The 20,718-nt window shown below is 39.7% G+C and carries 16 protein-coding genes; 9 read left to right on the forward strand and 7 right to left on the reverse strand.

Annotated elements, in window-relative coordinates:
* Together HWQ42_RS24825 and HWQ42_RS24830 are read right to left on the reverse strand one after the other, a co-directional pair.
* On the reverse strand, positions 1–289 hold a 289-nt coding region (locus HWQ42_RS24825; RefSeq protein WP_292816917.1), incomplete at its 3' end, for a 2Fe-2S iron-sulfur cluster-binding protein.
* Positions 290–302: 13 nt separating this feature from the next.
* Positions 303–2,462: a Tex family protein gene (locus HWQ42_RS24830; RefSeq protein ID WP_292816918.1), complete on the reverse strand. Its 2,160-nt coding sequence runs from the start codon at positions 2,460–2,462 to the stop codon at positions 303–305.
* Positions 2,463–2,998: 536 nt separating this feature from the next.
* Between HWQ42_RS24830 and HWQ42_RS24835 the strand changes: the two genes are divergently transcribed.
* The 8 genes from HWQ42_RS24835 to HWQ42_RS24865 all read left to right on the forward strand — a co-directional run bounded on the left by HWQ42_RS24835 (position 2,999) and on the right by HWQ42_RS24865 (position 11,651).
* A complete protein-coding gene (locus HWQ42_RS24835; protein ID WP_292730621.1) occupies positions 2,999–3,217 on the forward strand; it encodes a hypothetical protein in 219 nt (72 codons plus the stop codon).
* A 1,829-nt stretch (positions 3,218–5,046) separates the two neighbouring features.
* Positions 5,047–5,427 carry an EamA family transporter gene (locus HWQ42_RS35620; RefSeq protein ID WP_334813530.1) on the forward strand — a complete coding sequence of 127 codons (381 nt, stop codon included), beginning with the start codon at positions 5,047–5,049 and terminating at the stop codon, positions 5,425–5,427.
* Positions 5,428–5,449: 22 nt separating this feature from the next.
* Complete coding sequence (locus HWQ42_RS24840; RefSeq protein WP_292730617.1) at positions 5,450–5,806, forward strand: EamA family transporter; 357 nt, start codon at positions 5,450–5,452, stop codon at positions 5,804–5,806.
* A gap of 76 nt (positions 5,807–5,882) precedes the next feature.
* On the forward strand, positions 5,883–7,187 hold the full coding sequence (locus HWQ42_RS24845) for an NAD(P)/FAD-dependent oxidoreductase (RefSeq protein ID WP_292816919.1): 1,305 nt from the start codon (positions 5,883–5,885) through the stop codon (positions 7,185–7,187).
* Between the two features lie 45 nt (positions 7,188–7,232).
* Complete coding sequence (locus tag HWQ42_RS24850) at positions 7,233–8,057, forward strand: glycosyltransferase family 2 protein (protein WP_292816920.1); 825 nt, start codon at positions 7,233–7,235, stop codon at positions 8,055–8,057.
* Between the two features lie 418 nt (positions 8,058–8,475).
* On the forward strand, positions 8,476–9,948 hold the full coding sequence (locus tag HWQ42_RS24855) for a TldD/PmbA family protein (RefSeq protein WP_292816921.1): 1,473 nt from the start codon (positions 8,476–8,478) through the stop codon (positions 9,946–9,948).
* Between the two features lie 37 nt (positions 9,949–9,985).
* A complete protein-coding gene (locus HWQ42_RS24860) occupies positions 9,986–10,231 on the forward strand; it encodes a four helix bundle protein (RefSeq protein WP_292730609.1) in 246 nt (81 codons plus the stop codon).
* Positions 10,232–10,310: 79 nt separating this feature from the next.
* Positions 10,311–11,651, forward strand: coding sequence for a TldD/PmbA family protein (locus HWQ42_RS24865; RefSeq protein ID WP_292816922.1), 1,341 nt, complete (start codon positions 10,311–10,313; stop codon positions 11,649–11,651).
* Positions 11,652–11,716: 65 nt separating this feature from the next.
* Here the strand turns inward: HWQ42_RS24865 and HWQ42_RS24870 are convergent, their stop codons facing one another.
* The 5 genes from HWQ42_RS24870 to HWQ42_RS24890 all read right to left on the reverse strand — a co-directional run bounded on the left by HWQ42_RS24870 (position 11,717) and on the right by HWQ42_RS24890 (position 16,385).
* Positions 11,717–12,157, reverse strand: coding sequence for a pentapeptide repeat-containing protein (locus tag HWQ42_RS24870; RefSeq protein ID WP_292816923.1), 441 nt, complete (start codon positions 12,155–12,157; stop codon positions 11,717–11,719).
* A gap of 174 nt (positions 12,158–12,331) precedes the next feature.
* Entirely contained in the window at positions 12,332–13,345 is a 1,014-nt protein-coding gene (locus tag HWQ42_RS24875) for an aspartate carbamoyltransferase catalytic subunit (RefSeq protein ID WP_292816924.1), read from the reverse strand.
* A 130-nt stretch (positions 13,346–13,475) separates the two neighbouring features.
* Positions 13,476–14,828 (reverse strand): magnesium transporter, encoded by a 1,353-nt coding sequence (mgtE, locus tag HWQ42_RS24880; RefSeq protein ID WP_292816925.1) that lies wholly within the window; start codon positions 14,826–14,828, stop codon positions 13,476–13,478.
* Positions 14,829–14,974: 146 nt separating this feature from the next.
* Positions 14,975–15,181 (reverse strand): hypothetical protein, encoded by a 207-nt coding sequence (locus tag HWQ42_RS24885; RefSeq protein ID WP_292816926.1) that lies wholly within the window; start codon positions 15,179–15,181, stop codon positions 14,975–14,977.
* Positions 15,182–15,263: 82 nt separating this feature from the next.
* A complete protein-coding gene (locus HWQ42_RS24890; RefSeq protein ID WP_292816927.1) occupies positions 15,264–16,385 on the reverse strand; it encodes a glycosyltransferase in 1,122 nt (373 codons plus the stop codon).
* 1,126 nt (positions 16,386–17,511) lie between these two features.
* Between HWQ42_RS24890 and HWQ42_RS24895 the strand changes: the two genes are divergently transcribed.
* Positions 17,512–20,718 (forward strand): glycoside hydrolase family 15 protein, encoded by a 3,207-nt coding sequence (locus HWQ42_RS24895; RefSeq protein ID WP_292816928.1) that lies wholly within the window; start codon positions 17,512–17,514, stop codon positions 20,716–20,718.

Below are 20,718 nucleotides of genomic sequence, written 5' to 3' on the forward strand. Positions count from 1 at the left end.
TCACTGGTGGATTAAAATCGGGGCTTAATCGTAAGTGATTTACCGAACATGATATAACAACATAACCAGCCTGTATTTCGCTGGGGCGCAGAAATTTTTGCTCACTTTGATCGACTTGACCATTAATAAGTTTAGCAATACACGCAGAACATTCGCCTTGTTTACATCCAGATGGTAGGCGGATACCAGCATCTTCCGCCATATCGAGAATATATTGATCGTCTGGTACTGGAATGGTGCGATCTAATCCAAGTGTAGGATTGATAAATCGAACTTGATAAACTGCCATCTGCTGTTTCTAATTATTGTTTAACTGCTTTCATCGATAAACTAATCCGTTTGAGTTTCTCGTTGATTTCTAACACCTGCACTTTGACTACTTGTCCAACTTTGACAATTTTGTTGGGATCGTCTACAAATCTATCAGCAAGTTGGGATATATGCACCAAGCCATCTTGATGTACGCCGATATCGACAAACGCACCGAAATTGGCGACGTTCGTCACAATTCCCTCTAGTTCCATTCCCACATTTAAGTCCCTGATTTCCTTAATTCCTTCTCTGAAGGTGGCATACTTAAACTCAGCACGAGGATCTCTACCTGGTTTTTCTAGTTCGCTGAGGATGTCGCGCAGTGTGGGTTCGCCGACGCTATCGTTAACATATTTTTTCAGGTTGGTCTTTTTGAGCTTTTCGGCAATTTGTGTTACCTGATTTAATGGCACATTTAGATCGGATGCGATCGCTTCTACTACAGAATAACTCTCTGGATGCACTGCTGTATTATCTAAAGGGTTGTCACCGCCGCGAATCCGCAGAAAACCCGCTGCTTGTTCAAAAGCTTTTGGCCCCAACTTCGGAACTTTCAACAGTTGTCGGCGATTTTTAAAGGCTCCATTCTGGTTACGATAAGCGACAATATTATTGGCAACTGTTGCCGTAATTCCAGAGACGGATGTTAGAAGTTCTTTGGAAGCGGTGTTTAAGTCTACGCCGACGTAGTTGACGCAGCTTTCTACAGTGTCATCCAATTTCTTTTTCAGCAACTTCTGATCGACATCGTGCTGATATTGTCCCACACCAATAGATTTGGGATCGATTTTCACCAGTTCCGCCAGAGGGTCTTGCAAACGGCGGCCGATACTAATTGCGCCGCGCACGGTAATATCTAAATCGGGAAACTCTTCTAACGCCACTTTACTTGCAGAATATATAGATGCGCCAGACTCATTCACCATCACCTTAACTGGTTTGCGTTCTATATTTTGTAGTACTTGCGTGACAAATTCCTCTGTCTCGCGGGACGCTGTACCGTTACCAATGGCGATTAACTCAATTTTGTACTTTTCAATCAGATTTTTGACAGTTTGTGCAGCTTTGAGTCGCTGTTCAGCCGCTTGGTGGGGAAATACCGCCTGATATTCCAAAAATTGTCCAGTTTGGTCAAGGACAGCAACCTTACACCCAGTTCTAAATCCAGGGTCTATCGCCAGCGTGGGTTTCATCCCTGCTGGTGCAGACAGCAGCAACTCCCGCAGATTAGTTTCAAATGTCTTGATTGATTCTATGTCTGCATAAACTTTTATCTCAGAAATAACCTCTCCCATTAGAGAGACTTTCATCAAACGATTGAATGCATCCTTCAACATTGCTTGATAAAAATCCCGAATTGTCCGTACTTTGGTTTTAATTTCTTTCGACTCTAGATAGTAAAGTACCGTATCTTCATCGAAAGCAATTTCAAAGCTTAATACTTTCTCCGTTTCACCCCGACACAACGCCAGCATATTGTGGGGTGCAATATTTTTTACCCTAATTTGATAGTTACGGTACATCTCAAATTTGGTTGTACCTTCAGGATAATCATCTTTGATGCGGGAGACAAATACCCCTTCTTCTAAAAGATAGTCGCGGATATACGCACGTAACTCAGCTTTTTCAGCTACTTCTTCCGCCAAAATATCAGCAGCACCTTTGAGCGCTTCTTCCGCTGTTTTTACTCCCTGCGTTTCCGAAATATACTTAGCCGCTTCTTCCTCCAAGGATACAATTGCAGCATTTTTGATGTTTAACGACTTGATGAAGTCTGCAAGGGGTTCGAGTCCTTTTTCTCTGGCGATAGTGGCGCGGGTGCGGCGCTTTGGGCGATAGGGTAAGTATAAATCCTCAAGTTCGGTTTTTTGTAAGCAGGATGAGATTTTGGCTTTGAGTTCATCTGTAAGTTTACCTTGTTGGGCGATCGCGCTTAAAATCGCCGATTTTCGTTCTTCTAGTTCTGTTAAATAAGTATATCGATCAGCCAGTTCACGTAGTTGCACTTCATTCATCTCATCGGTGCGCTCTTTGCGGTAACGTGCAATAAAGGGAATTGTTGCACCCTCCGCCAAAAGTTCCAGCGCGTTTTGCACCTGATGGGATTTGAGGTTTATTTCAGTTGCCAGTATTTGAGGAATGTTCAGCATTAGGTGTCTAAAATGAAAATGCTACTTCTAAAGGTAATATGCTAGATCCTTATCCTGGCGCAAGGCCAAAGTTTTAAGCTAATTTACCAGATGATTGCTCACAAGAGCACAATTGGCGAAATAGACAAAACACACCTACGCAAGTTTTATAACCCTTTCAATCCGCGTAGATGAATGAGAATTTTTCTATCACAGCGCAGCTTGGCTGAGTCGAGAGAACGGCAAAAGTAACATCATCCACAGAAATTGTCTGTTCCTAAACACTAGACAAAATCGCGTAGCATTTAGTACCTATTTTTAAAACCTGCTACGCACACCATCTACCACAAAAAAAGACTTGTCAAGCTTTTAGGCGCTTCATCTGTCGCAATAATTATTCCAATTGGCTTAATATATAACGTTGCGTAATCTTGATTTTCTATAATATTTATTTCGCTCGACTGTTGTAGCCAAAACCTTGTTGGATGTAAGATTAACCACACTTCCAAAAAATTTGTCCTAAAAACACTATAACCTTTAGTTCAGAGGTTAGTAAAATGCCTTTGTTTTTCTTGATACCACTATGTACTGCTTTAGCTACGGGCTACTTGTTCAAAAAGAGTAGTGATGAAATTGCATATCTTGCAGGTGTATTCGCAGCGATTAGCTTGATCTTAAGTTTAGTATTAGCACCTTGGCAGATTCAGTTTGGATTATTAATTATTGTCTTCGTCATTACCAACAGACTTTTGCAGGATAATGAGTCCAAACAATAGGAAAACAACCTAGAGAAACCTCTATCCAGCCAAGGAAACTTAGCGTTGTTTTTCTTGATACCACTATATACTGTTTTGGCTACTGCCTACTTATTCAAAAAGAGTACTAATGAAATTGCATACTTTGCAGCTATTAGCTTGATTTTAAATCTAGTATTAGCATCTTGGCAGATTCAGTTTGGATTGTTAATCATGATTACCGACAGACTTTTGTGAGGATAATGAGTCCAAACAATAGAAAAACCTCTACCCAGCTAAGGAAAATTGGCGGACTACTAGCTCTGTCTGAGATATGTGAATTTAGATGGAGATTTTTGTGGATAGATAGAAAACAATTTAAACTCTAGATTGTCATCTAAAATTATGGCTGTAATTTGGTGTAAACTTGTGTGATATTATCAGTGCAAGTACTGTTTTTCAAGCTTCAATTTTCCTTTGGTCAACTCTTAGCTTTGCATTTATCGAGTCTAATACTAACTTTTTACTTTTACAAGTTTAATACCCAGAAATTACTTCATAAATTTACAAAGTTCCCAGACAAAAATTCATAATAGAGGAGGATTTTTATTTTATGAAGTTTTTGTTTAAGTGTATTTGTCAGTAGATAAATTTTTGATAAAGTATAACGATAAATTTGCAACATACCTTTCTCGTGGTATTCTAGTAAGTAATTACATGTAGCAATAAATTTGGAGAAAAAAGCCTATTTATAATTACGAGGAGAAATCAAGCAAACCTAATACTAAATGGTGTAAAAATATCTCAAATTCAATGCAACCAACGTCAACTTTAAGTTGATTAGCCAATGCTAGTTTGCATTAGTTGTTTTGTTAAAAAGGCTCCATTTGGACATTCAGTAAAATTCCCCATAAACCTGTAAAGCGTATTACTGTAGATTGATTTATCTCCTCTCTATGATTTACGCCGCCAGTCAGACTTGTATTACTTATTGCGTTCCCATCCCCAAAAAGAGCACGTATACATACTCAATTTGAGTAAAAACCTTTACTTTTATAAATCGGCTTAATTGCCAGCCGAGATTACAGATATGTCTGTGAACCGGGAGAAATTTTATGATATGTCAGTATATTAATTAACTTTTCTGGAGCAAATAGAGAATATTTATCAATCCAGCTAGGTTTTATAACTTGAGAAGATCAATAGTATCTTTAAAAAATTTCTATAGCAGGATACAACTGATGAAAGTTAATGAATGGGTTAATCAAAAATTCTAGCAATCCATTTTGGTTTAGGTGCATCTGTTGAATATGTGGGTGCAATAAGAGTTCAGCATCAGCGATGTCTACGACTGGCTACACCTACGCACACTACAAACTTTGTGTATGTAGAGAGAATTTGTGACAAAGTTCTCAACCTTCCCTATTTCTGCATCCACTATTAGATTATCGCGATCGCGCTAAAAATAGCGTTAGAGCAAAACTGGGTAGCGCAGAAAATATCTGTAATTCACAGTTGGGCAAACTCTAAATTGATTGTGCCAATTGCCAAGCAATAAACTGGTTTGCTTGAGAGTATAACCCAGTAAAAAATTAAGCGTGCTTTAGTCCGAATCATATTGAACGCTGCCATGATAGAGCAACCTAGAATATTACATAGTATTTAGTTTTTAAATCTAGGGCATGAGCTTCAACGATCATTTTGATATCAGTCACTTCAGCATAGCCTTCCTAATTTTGTTGTCTATTTACTGAAGTAGAGATCGAATTTTAGAGAAGGTATTGCCGAGATATGAAACTTTCAAAATAACTGGCTTTTTACTGCTCGGTTCATACCTACTATCTTGATTAAGGCAAAGTACTATAAAATCTATGTCGCAAATTTCAAATTTTAAAATAATCCCTTGTATTATTTTATTTGTAAGTATTTTACTTAGTATCTGTGGACAATTGCTGATGAAAAACGCCATGCTTTATACAAATGAGGGAGTATTTACTTGGGATTTTTTTCAAAAATTATCATTAGCTATTACTGTCTACTGTTTAGGAATAGTAAATTGGATATTGGCTCTGCGATCTGTAAAATTAAGTATTGCTTATCCACTGACAAGTTTAAATTATGTCGGGATACTTTTCGGTTCATACTACTTTTTTAATGAGGTGATTACATTAACTCGAATAGTAGGAGTCATCACTATCTTCTTGGGTGTTCTTTTAGTAGTTAACCCCATAAAAAAGCTCAAGTTTAGATAATTAATTACTTCAAAGATTAAAAATGAGTATTTTTACTTGGATAAATTTAATGCTTGTTGTTTTGTTTGGAACAACAGCTCAACTTTCACTCAAGTATGGATTTTACATCTCTAACTCTAATAAAGGAGAAGGCGGATCTCTCAAAAATCTCTTATTATCTCGTTATTTTTTAATTTGGTTTATCTGCTATACATTTATGACTATATTGTGGCTTTATGTATTGCGGACAATTCCTTTAAGTCAAGCGTTTCCAGTTTTAGGATTAATGTATGCATTTGTACCAATTGCTTCTCACTATCTTTTAAAAGAAGAAGTTGTTTTTAGCCAGTGGTTAGGAATTTCCGTTATTATAACTGGCGTCATTCTAGTTGGACATTAATCTTTTATCATCAGAAATATTAACAGTTTCGGAACATCATCCTCTAAAACATTTTCACAAAATCTAAATTTAATTTATGAATATAGGCATAGTTGGCGGAGGCATCACTGGACTGGTATTAGCTCAACGTCTTTCACATCAAGGGCATAAAGTGACTGTCTTTGATAGTAACAAGCAGCTTGGTGGACTTACTACTTATCATGATTACGGATTATTTACCTGGGATCGCTTTTATCACGTTATCCTACCTTCTGATACTCATTTAATAAATTTTCTCAGAGATATTGGTCTTGGAGATAAACTACGTTGGCATCGAAGTTTAACAGGCTTTTACGACAATAAAAAGTTTTATTCTATTAGTAATAGTATAGAATTCCTGCGTTTTCCTCTATTTGGACTTATAGGTAAAATCAGATTAGCTTTTACTCTCCTATATGGTTCGCGTCTTAATAACTGGCGGCGCTTAGAGAAGATTTTAGTTGAAGATTGGCTATTGAAACTTGGTGGTAAAAGCACATACGAAAAGCTCTGGAAGCCTTTGCTTTTATCGAAATTAGGAGAAAACTATAAGCGAATCTCAGCAGTTTTTATCTGGGCTTATATCAAACGACTATTTTCAGCGCGCGATTCTTCATTAAATAAAGAACAACTTGGTTATGTCTCCGGCGGTTATAAAACTGTTTTTGACCATATAGAAAAATTAATTTATGCGGCTGGAGGCCATATCCACAAAGGTGTTGCAGTTGAATATATTGCACCTCATCCAGGGGGTGGAATGTGGGTAGAATCTCAGGGTAAAAAAGAGCATTTTGATAAAGTCATCTTTACTGGCCCAGTTAATATCTTGCAACAGGTTGCTGCGAGGGGACTGGTGAAAGTTTCAGACACTACTGAAACAGTAGAATACCTGGGTGTAATCTGCATGGTACTGATTACTCGTAAACCTCTAGTTCCTTATTACGTAGTAAATATTGCCGATAAAAATATTCCTTTTACCGGAGTTATCGGTATGAGTAACTTAGTTTCTTTAAAAGAGACAGCAGGGTATCACATTACATTCCTACCAAAATATATCCTTTCCACTGACCCGTTGTTAAAACAACCAGATGACGAATTACGTCCAATATTTTTCCAAGGTATACGTTTAATGTTCCCCGAACTTAAAGCCGATGACATTGTAGCAGCACATATTAATCGAGCAATTAAAGTACAGCCACTACAAGTTTTAAATTATTCCAGCCTTGTTCCCAAAGTGAGTACTGAAAACGATGATTTTTTCGTCGTCAATACCTCACAGTTGGTCAATGATAGCGTCAACAACAACGCAGTAGTTCGACAAGTCGATGAATTTCTCAAAAAATCAGCATTACTGAATTATTGAAATTTGAGTAATCACACTTTATTTTAAAAATCACACGAGGTCTTTATGAGTCTTTTTGTTCTTTTACCCGCATATAACGAGCAAGAATCAATTCGACCCTTGTTCAAAAAGTTTCAAATATTGCAGCAAATCTTTAATATAGAGATAGAACTGATTCTTGTCGATGATGGCAGTAGCGATAAAACTGCTCAGACTGCAATAGATGAATCTCAATCACTAGGTATATTACTAAAATTAGTCCAACATCCCAAAAATGCTGGTTTAGGTCAAGCAATTAAAACAGGTTTCACGACTTTCTTAGAAATTTCCCAAGAAGGTGATTTTTTAGCGGCGATGGATTGTGATAATACTCAACCACCAGAACTATTAATAAAGATGTATGACACCATGATAGCTGGTAGTTATGATATTGCGATCGCATCTAGATATCGCAAAGGTTCTAAAGTCATAGGCTTATCAAAATTTAGAGAGTTGATGAGTTACGGAGCCAGTTGGCTTTTCAGAATTGCAGCCCGTGTACCAGGTGTAAAAGACTACACCTGTGGTTACAGACTGTATAATCGTACTTTCCTCACCAAACTGGATATGTATTATGGCGACAATTTATTCACTGAAAGTGGATTTGCTTGCATGATAGATTTACTGCTGAAAGCAAAAGCCCTCAAACCAAAAATTGTAGAAATTCCAATGGTTTTGAGATACGATGAAAAGCCGACTGCTAGCAAAATGAAAATTCTTAAAACTATTACTCGAACGCTAAAGCTCTTGTTTAAGAATCTAGCATCAACAGAGCTAAATTCCAATTTAGGTCAGGCTTTCAAAGAGCAAGAAACACTCAGAATTCCACTGAAAATGGCGAATCGTAAATAAGCCTGAGAAGAACAGTCTGGATTAAATTAAGTTAATCAGCAAACAATATTGCATATTTAACATGAGTTAGTCCTCAAGAAGCTTCTATATTCTCGCCATAGGTGAGTTTATCCTGTTCCACTCCTAACTCCTTTCGTTGAGAAGAGTGCTGGGTAAATACATAAGCGCAAGTGTATTTTATTGTACATTTATACTCTTAGCGGAGCTTTCCTCGCTCCGCTTTTGTATTCTGACTTCTGAATTCTTCGTCAAATAGCTCCAAATTTCTAGTCTGTGGGCGGATTTGCCAAAGCGTTGTAAAAGGGGAGGGAAATCCACACGCTTTTCTAGCAACTGTGGCTTTTGCTCATTTGTTAGACTGAACACACCAGGATTTTTCAGTCAAATCTCTGAACTACGCCAGCAGACGAGGCTACTCATGCTTACAAGTACGCTACTTCTTTCGAATCAACTTCCCACTCTCCAATATTCCTCCACACCAGAGCGTTTCGATGAAACCTGGGAAGCCCCACTGGCTACCCTTCTGGGGCTAGGACGCGCCGCTGGTGCTGACTTCATCGAATTATTTTTAGAGCGTCGCAACTATATTAGTTCTCTTGCAGAAGATGACGCTATCACGAGTATTTCACCCAGTCTGTCTACAGGCGCGGGAGTCAGAGTATTTCGCGGTAAAGCTGACTGCTACGTTAGCACCAATGACCTTTCGTTTTCCGGTTTGAAAGCAGCCTTAGAAAAAGGTCTTTCTATCTTGGGATTGCAACTACCCACTGCTAAGGCTTTCATCCCAGAAATCAACCTAGAATTACTCAGAGATTACGCCACCAAAAGAGGTAAAGATGCATGGCTACCTGTGTGTAGCTCCATCCGAGAAATGGGAGAAATCCTTCTTGATGGTACTGCCCACCTGAAGCAAAAAGCTAGCCACGTCCAATCGCGCCGTGCGACTTATTTCCGGGATTGGCAAGAAGTTTTAATCGCCGCTAGTGATGGGACTTTTGCCCGTGATATTCGCCTCACCCAATCAGTCGGATTTAACCTATTGTGTGCTGATGGTGCTAATCGTAGCTCAATTGGCGATCGCGCGGGTAATACTAGCGATGCCAACTTCTTGAGAACTTGGGATTCTCAAGAAGCTGCCGAGAAAATAGCAGAATCGGCTGGAAAAATGCTTTACGCAGATTACGTGGAATCTGGTACTTATCCTATCATTATGGCCAATCACTTTGGCGGCGTAATCTTCCACGAAGCTTGCGGACACTTGCTAGAAACTACTCAAATAGAACGCAATACCACTCCCTTTGCTGACAAAAAAGGCGAAAAAATTGCCCACGAAAGTCTGACAGCCTGGGATGAAGGGCGGTCTGAAAATGCCTTCGGGACAATTGACATGGATGACGAAGGTATGCCTGCTCAAAGAACCCTATTAATTGAAAAAGGCGTTCTGAAAAACTTCTTAGCAGATAGAACAGGTTCTACACGCACCGGACACCCCAGAACTGGAAGTGGACGCCGCCAAAATTATACCTATGCCGCTGCTAGCCGGATGCGTAATACTTATATTGATTCTGGCGAATATAGTATTGATGAATTATTTGCCTCTGTTGATAAAGGTATTTACTGTAAAAAGATGGGTGGTGGTAGCGTTGGTGCTACAGGTCAATTTAACTTTAGTGTTGATGAAGCTTATTTAATTGAAAATGGCAAAATCACCAAACCGCTAAAGGGAGCAATTCTCATCGGTGAAGCCAAGGAAATTATGAATAAAATTTCCATGTGTTCTCAAGATTTGGAAATTGCACCGGGTTTTTGTGGTTCCGTCAGTGGCAGTATTTACACCACAGTCGGACAACCTCATATCAAGGTTGATTCTATTACCGTCGGGGGACGATAAGAATTTTAGATTTTAGATTTTGGATTTTGGATTGTGAATGAGCAGGAGTTTAAGGCTAGAACAAAGCAGCTGGGATTACGGAGCTAAATCAAAAGCTGATTTAATTGCCAAACTCAGTATCGTGGAAGAAGAAGCTGATGAAACGCTTTACTGGTTAGAGCTTGTTATTGAATCTGGATTAATGACAGCAGAAAAACTAAAAAGCCTAATGCAAGAAGCTAACGAAATTCTAGCTATGACTGTTGCATCAATAAAAACACTACGAGAAAAATATAAGTCATAACATCCAAAATCCAAACTCTAATATCAAAAATGGAATCGTTTCCAATCCAAAATCTAAAATCCAAAATCCAAAATTGACTATGCCGAATATAAATGAAATTGCAAATTCTGCCAAGGATAATGCTGATAAGCTTGGTATTAAGAAATTCGACATTTATGGCTCAACAGTAGATGACACTAACGTGCAAGTAGACCAAGGTGAGCCGAAACAAGTCAAAGCTTCAAATCGCTCTGGTGTTACTGTTCGTGTCTGGAATGAAGATAATACAATGGGTGTCACCAGCACCACAGATGTAGACCCCAAGGGACTGGAATTAGCTTTGAAAACTGCCTATGAAGCTAGTTTCTTTGGTGTTAAAGAAAATGTTCCTGATTTTAGTCCAGAGGCTACTACTCCGATTCCCAGTAAACCTCTGCATAAGGCACCTCAAGCACCTGTTGCTGAACTCATAGAAAAATTGTTGTTAGCTGAAAAAGAATTACTAGCAGCTCACCCAGCAATTAAAGGTGTACCTTATAATGGTTTGTCTCAAAGAGATATTGACAGATTTTATCTCAATAGCGACGGTGCAGTGAGAACTGAATCTCACTCTTTGGCATCAGTTTATCTTTACAGCAAAACTGAGGAAGATGGCAAAAAACCTCGCAGTGCAGGCGCTTTTAGAATCAACCAAAGTTTAGATAATCTAGATATTAATGGTTGCATCAAAGAAACCGCCGATAAAACTATCAGTCACTTGAATTATGAAAAAATCAAAACTGGTAAATATCGAGTTGTTTTTTCAGCGGAAGCTTTCTTAAGTCTGTTGGGCGCTTTTTCTAACTTGTTTAATGCCCAAAGTATTTTAGACAATCAAAGTCTATCTACTCCTGATGATTTAGGTAAGCAAATTGCTTCGCCTTTAATTTCAGTTTACGATGATGCACTGCACCCAGCTAACGTTGGTGCAGAAAGCTTTGATGGCGAAGGAACTCCCACTCGTCAAATTTCGCTGATTGAAAATGGCGTTTTAACAGGATTTCTCCATAGTGCTGGCACCGCTAAAAGGTTAAATGCCCAGCCAACGGGTAATGCTAGTATTGGTGCAAAAGTCAGCGTCAGTCCCAATTTTTATCACGTATTTTCAACGGCAACTCCTGAGCAAGAGTTTAGCTTAGAAAATGCTGAAAATGTGATTTTTATCGATGATTTACAAGCTCTCCATGCTGGAGTTAAATCCTTACAAGGTTCCTTTTCTTTGCCGTTTGATGGTTGGCTAGTTAATAAGGGTGTCAGGACGAGTATTGAGTCAGCAACTGTTGCTGGCGATTTCTTAGAACTCTTGAAGTCAATTATTTATGTAGAAAAAGAGCCAGAGTTAACGCCAGGTGGTGTTTGCCCGAAAATTTGGGTTGATGAACTGTCGATTACTGGTGAGTAAAATTTAAAAAGTAGAGAGTTAAGAGTTTAACTCTTAACTCTTAACTTTAAAATCATGACTCATCATTAGTATTCACCACCAATGCTAATGGCAATATTAAATACATCAGCGCCGCTTAAATCAATACCAGCTAAAACAGCGCCGTCTACGTCACTATTATATAAACGGGAATTACTCAAATTCACGTTGGTAAGATTGGCATTATTTAACATCGTATCGCTAACAAATGCTTCTGTAAGATTAGCAGACTTTAAATTAGCTCCAGTTAAATCGGCACCTTCTAAGTTAGCACCTTCTAGATTAGCTCCTTTTAAATTTGCATTTCTCAAGTCAACACCGATTAGATGAGCGCCTTTAAGGTTAACTCCTGCTAGATTGCATCCCGAACATTCTCTAGTTTCTAACAAGCGGCGGACAGGGGCGGAATTTTCTGCTTTGACGGGAATGGGAGCAGCTAAGGATAGCGTGCTGAGTAAGGCTGCTGCCGTCAAAAAAATTCGTTTCATAATTTACCTCGGACACTTCTAGAAGTCATTAAACTCTGAACTTCTACGATACCAGTGTGCCAAGATTACAGAATTCTGTCCTCATGCGATCGGAGGAATAATAAATGCCATGAGATGAGATATTCTTCCGTAACGTAGTCCTATGGGAATAAATTTCAAACTGAGATTATATTACTAAGCTTTGCCGCTACCTAATAGGTACAAGAGTGCCATCCGAACAGCAACACCGCTGGTAACTTGTGATTGAATGAGACTAAACTCTGGGTCATCCATCAATTCAGAACTAATTTCAACACCACGGTTGACTGGGCCTGGATGCAAAACTTTGACGTTAGGTTTACAAAGTTGCAGTTTTGTGCGTGTAATACCAAACAGTTGATGATATTCTCGCAAACTTGGCAGTAAATGAGCCGTCATCCGTTCCTTTTGCAGACGCAATGTCATCACAAAATCGGCATTCTGCAAAGCTGGTTCTAGTTGCCAATGGAGAAATAATTGGGGATTGGGGGAATTACTCCTGCCTTCTACCTCTTCCGAGATAAACTCGGCAAATAATTTAGGTAAGAGGGTTGGTGGTGCTGCCAGATGCACTTCGGCACCACTGGCAATTAAACTCCAAATATTCGATCGCGCCACGCGAGAATGGAGAATATCCCCAACAATGGCAATCTTTTTCCCCTTTAAAAGTTCCAGTCGAGGATGATCTGGGTCAATTAGAGTAGTTATGGTAAATAAATCTAGCAGTGCTTGGGAAGGATGCTCATGTTGACCATCACCAGCATTGAGGACGCTAACTCGTACACCTAGACGATCCATTTCAGCCGCGATCGCATTCGGTACTCCTGCCTCTCGATGGCGGACTACCATAATATCAGTTCCCATCGCCAAATAGGTTTTCGCCGTGTCGAGAATTGTTTCTCCCTTAGTCATAGAAGATGTGGCGGCGGCGAAGTTCAGTGTATCTGCACTTAAACGTTTGGCAGCAAGTTCAAAACTGCTACGGGTGCGGGTAGACGATTCAAAAAATAAATTCGCCACCACTTGTCCCTGTAAAGTTGGCACTTTCTTTGTCCGCCGTGATAGCACCTCTTGAAAACTGGCAGCAGTTTGCAAAACTGTATCGTATTCAGCGGTAGTAAAGTCAGCTAGGGAAAGAATGTGATGGCGATTCCAGGTAGTAGTAGGCATATTTGGGGACTGGGGACTGGGGACTGGGGAAGAAGCAAGGGAGCAGGGAGCAGGGAGCAAGGGAGAAGAGTTTTCCCTTCTGCCCCCCGCACCCTGCCCCTCAGCCTCTTATGCCCAATGCCCAATCCCTTCATGCTGGTAAATGGAAAACGTTTAAAGCTAAAGAAATTAGGCTGAGGAAGGTTAAAAACCCAATTGTATCTAGCATTGTAGTCACTAACGGGCCACTAACCAAGGCGGGGTCAAGTTTCAAGCGTTTCAAAGCCATTGGCAGTAGAGTACCGAGTGTAACAGCCACAATTGTATTAGTTGCCATGACCATGCCGGCAATTAAAGCCACCCATCGCTCTTGAGGTCGTGCCCAAATTAAGGAAAGCAGGATCATCGTTGTGGCTAAAGCGAGAGCTGTACCTAAACCAGCTAGAAGTTCCTTGCGAAGAATTTTCAAGGTATCTTTGGGTGTTACCTCGCCCACTCCCAAGCCGCGAATTGTCACCGTTAATGATTGAATACCGACAGTACCACCAGTGTTAGAAAATATCGGCATGATGACTGCTAGAACTGGCACTGCGGCAATTACAGATTGAAAAGGCGCGATCGCACTGGCTGCACCAATATACAGGGCCATGATCCCCAACAGCCAAGGCAAGCGGTTGCGAATGGTGAGTAAGGGAGAGGATAAAGCAGCTTCATCACCACTCACACCCCCCAGTTTTTGGATATCTTCTGTGGCTTCTTCTTCCAAAATATCCATGACATCATCAATGGTGACAATGCCTACCAATCGGTCTTCCCGATCGACAACGGGGATAGCGATTAAGTCGTAGCGCTGCATGATTCGCGCCACTTCTTCTTGAGGGGTTTCAGTTGTTACCTTAATGACGCGATCGCTAGCAATATCTTTGATGAAAACATCGGGAAAGGTAAACAGCAATTGCCGTAGTGAAACTACTCTCACCAGCGTCCGGTTGTCATCTGTGACGTAGGCGTAGTAAATGGACTCCTTGTCTTCATCCTGACGGCGGATTTTGCTTAAGGCTTCACCTACAGTCAATCCTTGCCGCAACCGGACATACTCGGTTGTCATCACCCGCCCAGCAGTGCCTTCTGGATAGCCGAGAATCGTTGCTGTTGCTTGCCTTTGTTCTGGACTCAGTTCTTGCAATAGCCGTTTGATTACTCCAGCAGGTAGTTCATCAAATAATTCTGCCCGTTCGTCGGGACTCATGGCTTCTACAAGTTGCACTACCTGGACATCATGGAGAGAATTAATTAGTTCTTCCTGCACCTCTGTCGGCAGATATTCAAATACATCAATTGCCTGACCTTTGTTGAGTAAACGGAATGCAATCGCCCGTTGTTTTTCAGGCAATTGTGTAATGTAGTCTCCCACATCCACAGGTTGCAAGCGATTTAAATCCCATTTCAACTGGTTTAAATCGGTAGTATCAGTCAGCAAATCACGAATATCCTGTGTAAGCATGATATATCTCCTAAGTCTCCCCCGCGCTGGGAGACTTCCTCACCACAGCTCAGAGGAGGTTGATACTGCCATCTTGTGGACTATGGTCCATAAAATTTCAACAATTCAATATCGATAGCTAAATCAAAGCATTGCTAGTCATCATCCTAACCTGGAATAGCGCTGTCCGGTAGATACTGAGAAAATTTTATATCTTTAAGTAGCCTTGTATAAATTTTTAGCTTGCCACCTTGATTTTTTTGGGGAATTATTCTGCGATCGTAGTAAGTTTTGCTACTAATATAATCTGTGAGAACTGGCGATCGCGAATAAATAATTATACGGATGGCTAAAAAAAGGGGAGTTGTCCCCAAACAAGGGATTAGAAAACTTCTGCGTATTCACAAATGCTTGAGGTTCAGTAATCTAAATTGAGATCCTCTTGCTTGAGTGTCGTTAACTGATTACTAAATCATAAATAGCTTCTAGTTTGGCAGTTTGCTTGTGAATATCAAAATTTTCGCAAATAAACTCTCGTCCTTTTTTACCCATACTCTTAGCTAAAGCCCGGTCCGACAAGAGAATATCTAATTTTTCGGCGAGAGATCGATCGTCTTTTTCATCAACTAAAAAGCCAGTTTCTCCATCTAAAATCGCATCAGGGATAGCGCTATGCCAGGTAGAAGCTATTGGTAAACCAGAAGCGGCAGCTTCCAATATTGAAAGGGGTAAACCTTCGCTATCACCGTTCTTTGCTGTTTGACTGGGTAGAGAAAATATTTCTGCATTTCTCATGGTTTTTTGAATTACTTCATAAGGTTTTGCCCCCATAAAATTTACTCTACTACTAATACCAAGCTCATCTGCTAGAGCTTTAAATTTTTCAGTCATTGTGCCATTTCCAATTTGGATAAGTGACACATCTGGATGCTTACTCGCAATCCGAGCAAAGGCTTTTAATAGGGTATCAATTCCTTTTTTTTCAGTATGTCTGCCTACACATAAAATATATCTTTCACCTTTTGATTCACTGGCTGGGGCAAATTTTTCTAAATCTATACCACTATTTAGTTTAATAATTTTATCTTCAGGATAACCATATTCAATCATTTTTTTATACAAGAAACTAGAAAAAGCGATAAATTTAGATGCTTTTTGTTTTAATTCTTCTTCATGCAAAAGAAATTGATAGAATGCTGGATTACCTGACAGCCACATAGATCGACGTGAAACTGTAATATCAAAACCGTAAAATGTAACTATGAAAGGAATATTTAATTTTTCTGCCAATCGCATTGCGTAAATACCATCTGGCCCAAAATGTCCGTGAATTAATTTTAGATTTTTTAGTTCAGCCTCTTTGCCAAACATATTTGGTGAAGCAGAAATTATATGAAATAATTGCTTAATTTTCCACTGGTCATTATCACTAATAGCAATATGATCAAAAGGAATTTCTTCTAATAGTTTACAAGTTAGAAATAACGGTTTGTATGTTTGTAAATTATGGGCTTGCTCTCCAATAAAAGTTTCTGATACTCTCGGATAAGCTCGACGATACATCCCAACTGTTTTCATTGTGTTACTCCTATTTAAGATTAATATTTCTCTTTACAAAAAATGAACAAGATATTGGGTAAAAAAGTTTGAAGTTATTTATATATTTACGCCCTTGCTTCTATCGGCTGCTATTTTTTATAAAATTGTAATTACCTGATTCATTCAGAACAGCAATAACAATACCAATTTTTAGTTTTTTCAAGCCAATACTAGCCTAAATCAAGGCTTCAATTATTTATGTTAGTAAGTGAAATAATAATTTTACCTGAAACTATTATTTAGTAAATATCTTAGGGTGTAATAAAGCAAACTAGGATATTTATTATGTAAACAAACCGATTAATCTTTTATGACTTACGCATTGACAGAGAAGCCAAAATAGTAACTATGCTTTTCAAGGCTTCTAGCTAGATTTTTGCGATGCCTACGGTAAATGCTCGCCCACGCAACTAACAAAATATGGTTTGTAAAAGTCTGAATCGAGGTATTTATGCTAATGCACAATATGAGTTATTTGTACAGCGCATAAGCCCTATTTTTTATCAAACTTGATTGGGTTGAGGATAGCCTCCCTTTCTTCACTGCAATTATTTGCCGAATGTTTAACACAAGCACATCAATTTTAAAACATATCTACATTAAAATTATATTTATTTAATAAATATTTCTGCAAAAAAATGATTTAGTTTATACCAGCATAAGCATAACCTCGGACTAGTGATTTAGTTTAGACTAGCATAAGCTCATGCTTCGAAGTTAGGCACTCTTGATTTTTGACATCATCGCTACCACTGAATATTATGTCCGGCTAATTAGTTATAATTCCCGAATCTATGCACAAAGCCCAAAAGACCCTCACCTCTGCGGTCTTAATGATAAGTTTTTAACCGGACACGATATGATTTAGTACACCGAATCAATAGTGGATTCCCAAGATCACTCTTGAGAGTTCCTCTTTCTAACACTCGACTTACTTGGAGGGATTTTTCCATCCACGCAGAGATCGATATTTCTAGAGGAGATTAATGTTTCCGTATATCCTACGGTACAGAATTTCATCTCAATGTCCCATTCCCCATAGCCCAAGTGCAAGAAACCCACTCTTTTAAGGGGTTGAATTCTGCAAGTAGTTCTAAACCAAACCATGAAAACATCTACAAAATTGCTAACTCGTCTGGACTATTACTACCAGCAAATCAAAACAATCATTCTGACTCGTCAAAATCCAATTACGGGTTTACTACCTGCGAGTACAGCGATTACAGCCCACGGCGATTATACAGATGCCTGGGTGCGAGACAATGTTTACAGCATTTTGGCGGTTTGGGGTTTAGGACTTGCATACCGCAAGATTGACGACGACAAAGGACGCACCTATGAACTAGAACACAGTGTCATCAAACTGATGCGTGGGTTGCTATTTGCAATGATGCGACAGGCTCATAAAGTCGAGACATTTAAACATACTCAATCGCTACTAGATGGACTGCACGCCAAATATAATACCGCGACCGGTGATATTGTTGTTGGTGATGATGAATGGGGACATTTGCAACTTGATGCCACATCTATATTTTTGCTGATGTTGGCGCAAATGACGGCAGCAGGATTGCCAATAATTTATTCAATTGATGAAGTTAATTTCGTCCAAAATTTAGTTTACTACATTGGACGAGCTTACCGTACACCAGATTATGGCATTTGGGAACGTGGGAATAAAATTAATCGGGGAAATGCTGAATTAAATGCCAGTTCTGTAGGCATGGCAAAAGCTGCTTTAGAAGCTATCAATGGACTGGATTTGTTTGGTGTGCGTGGTAGTCAAGCATCGGTGATTCATGTGCTACCAGATGAAATCGCCCGCGCCCGGATTACCCTAGAATCCTTATTACCGAGGGAATCTGGTTCTAAAGAAATTGATGCGGCGCTGTTAAGTATTATTAGTTATCCTGCCTTTGCAGTGGAAGATTTGGAGTTACGCGATCGCACTTTAAACGATATTATCAATAAACTCGCAGGTAAATACGGCTGCAAACGCTTTCTGCGTGATGGACACCAAACCGTTTTAGAAGATCATCAGCGTTTGCACTACGAACCGTGGGAACTCAAGCAATTTGAGCATATTGAATGCGAATGGCCGTTATTTTTCACTTATTTAGTTTTAGATGGATTATTTCGTGGCGAACAAGAACAAGTTAAAAAATACCAAGAGCTTTTAGAATCATTACTCATAGAACAAGATGGTTTGCGTTTATTGCCAGAACTTTATTATGTGCCAGCCGAAAACATAGAAACAGAAAGGTTAGCACCTCAAACGCAACCACGTTTGCCCAATGAAAATATTCCTTTGGTGTGGGCGCAGAGTTTATATTTCCTCAGTCAAATGTTGAGTGAAGGGTTACTAGCGGTTGGTGATATCGACCATTTAGGAAGACATTTGTGTGTGGGCAAACAACGCGAGGCATTGGTACAAATTGCTTTATTAGCAGAAGATGAAGATTTACAGACGAAACTAGAAGTTCATGGAATTGAAGCACAAACACCCGCCCAAGTAGAACCGATTCAAGTGAGAAAAGCTGGAGAATTTTCAGCTATTTATACCCAAATTGGACGTAATGATAAACTTGGTTTAACTGGGCGGCCAGTGCGGCGGCTGCGGAGTTTAACAACATCTAGAATATTTCGGATTCGTGGTGAAACAATTGTATTTTTGCCTTCCTTTTCCGACTCTCAACAGTTTTATTTAACCCTTGATTACCATTTTTTACTGGATCAAATTAGAAGCGAACTAGCTTACATTCAAAAATATTGGAGCGATTTAGGTCGTCCTACCTTGACTTTAATGTTGACGCACACCATGTTAGAAAGTGGTTCTGAGGCATTACTAGAACTGATGCAAGAACTCAAAGATGGTATTTGTAATGGTGTACGGGTAAAATTAGGGCGGCTAAATCAGCTAATGTTAACAGCCGGAATCCAAAGAATTGATTTCCTCCCCAATGCAGAATTCGCGCGATCGCCAGTAAAAAATGCTAGCCCACGTTGCTATTATTTAGCGTATCACCCTGAGAAAAACTGGCGCTTAGGGCATACCCAAGAATTTCAAATGGAGTGTGAAACCAACTTTGGGTTATTACTTTCTCATTTGCGTTCATCAGAGAATATCTACGAGCAAATTGAGTTACTGCAAACTTTAACTCGCTTACAGGGAATGCAATTTGATACAGGATATGGCGGGACAGGATATCCTGTCACCGTAGGCGATTTACTCGACGAAGTTTATACCAAAGCTGGAGATTTAGGCATTTGGGCAGTAGTGCGTCGGGCTGCGGGGTTACGCCAAATGGTTGATATCAGCCTGTCAGATGCAGTAACGAGTATTTTGGTGCGAGGTAAACAAATTGCTGTGGGTAAAGCTTACAGCGAAGCGTCCTTAATTACAGTACCCATGTCCCACGATGAAATTGCCGATAAAATTAATCATTTTTGTCGTGAAGATATCCGCGATCGCGTCCTCACTCAAGAAATTTTAATCTATCTTGGTATCTTAATTCGCTCAGAACCCGAACTATTCCAAGGACTACTAACGCTGAGAGTTGGCTATCTCATCCTGTTGATAACCAGCGAACTAGCGCGGGAATTGCACGTTACTCAAGATGAAGCTTACGATTACTTAATGCAACTTTCACCCTTTGAAGTGAAAATGCGCTTGCGTCAGGTACTAACTGGATATACTGGCATGAGTAACCTGTTGCGCCAACAAGAATCACTGCACGTCAAGCAGAAAGAAAGTGATATTGCTTGGGTGGTGCTACCAGGAATCGGCGAAGGGATAGAAGTTCCGCCGGGTGGTTGGCGACGGTTTCGCCAAGCTGAAGGTGCGACGGGACGCGTACCAAAAGAATTTTTTAAGCAAGTTTGGCTATTAATGCAACATTGCAAAGGTCTAGTAATTGGCGATAAATTAGAGCGCCGTAATCGTTTAGATAGCGAGATAATGTTGTCGGAAATGACAGCGGGCGAAAGGAATTTTGCGCTGTTAGTTGAGCATTTGCTGAATAAAATCGAAGCTCCAGAATATCGCCAAGTTAATATTGAAGCATTAATCGAATTAGCTGCGATCGCTGCCAATAATCCTAACCTGCAAATTGAAGAATATATCGTGTTGGATGTGTTAATTGGCCATGCAGTGCGATTGGCATGGTTAGAGAATCATAGTCAACGCAGCGATCGGTATGATGAGGATAAAGCGAGTGCGTGGCGATCGTTTTACAATACCTCTCCTAGAGATTGCGCTAGTTATATTTTGAAGGCTTTCCGCTTCTTGACGGAATTTGTGAAAGATTTTTAA

The organism is Nostoc sp. JL23 (assembly GCF_017115065.1).
In the GTDB taxonomy this organism is placed as follows: Bacteria; Cyanobacteriota; Cyanobacteriia; order Cyanobacteriales; family Nostocaceae; genus Nostoc; species Nostoc punctiforme_A.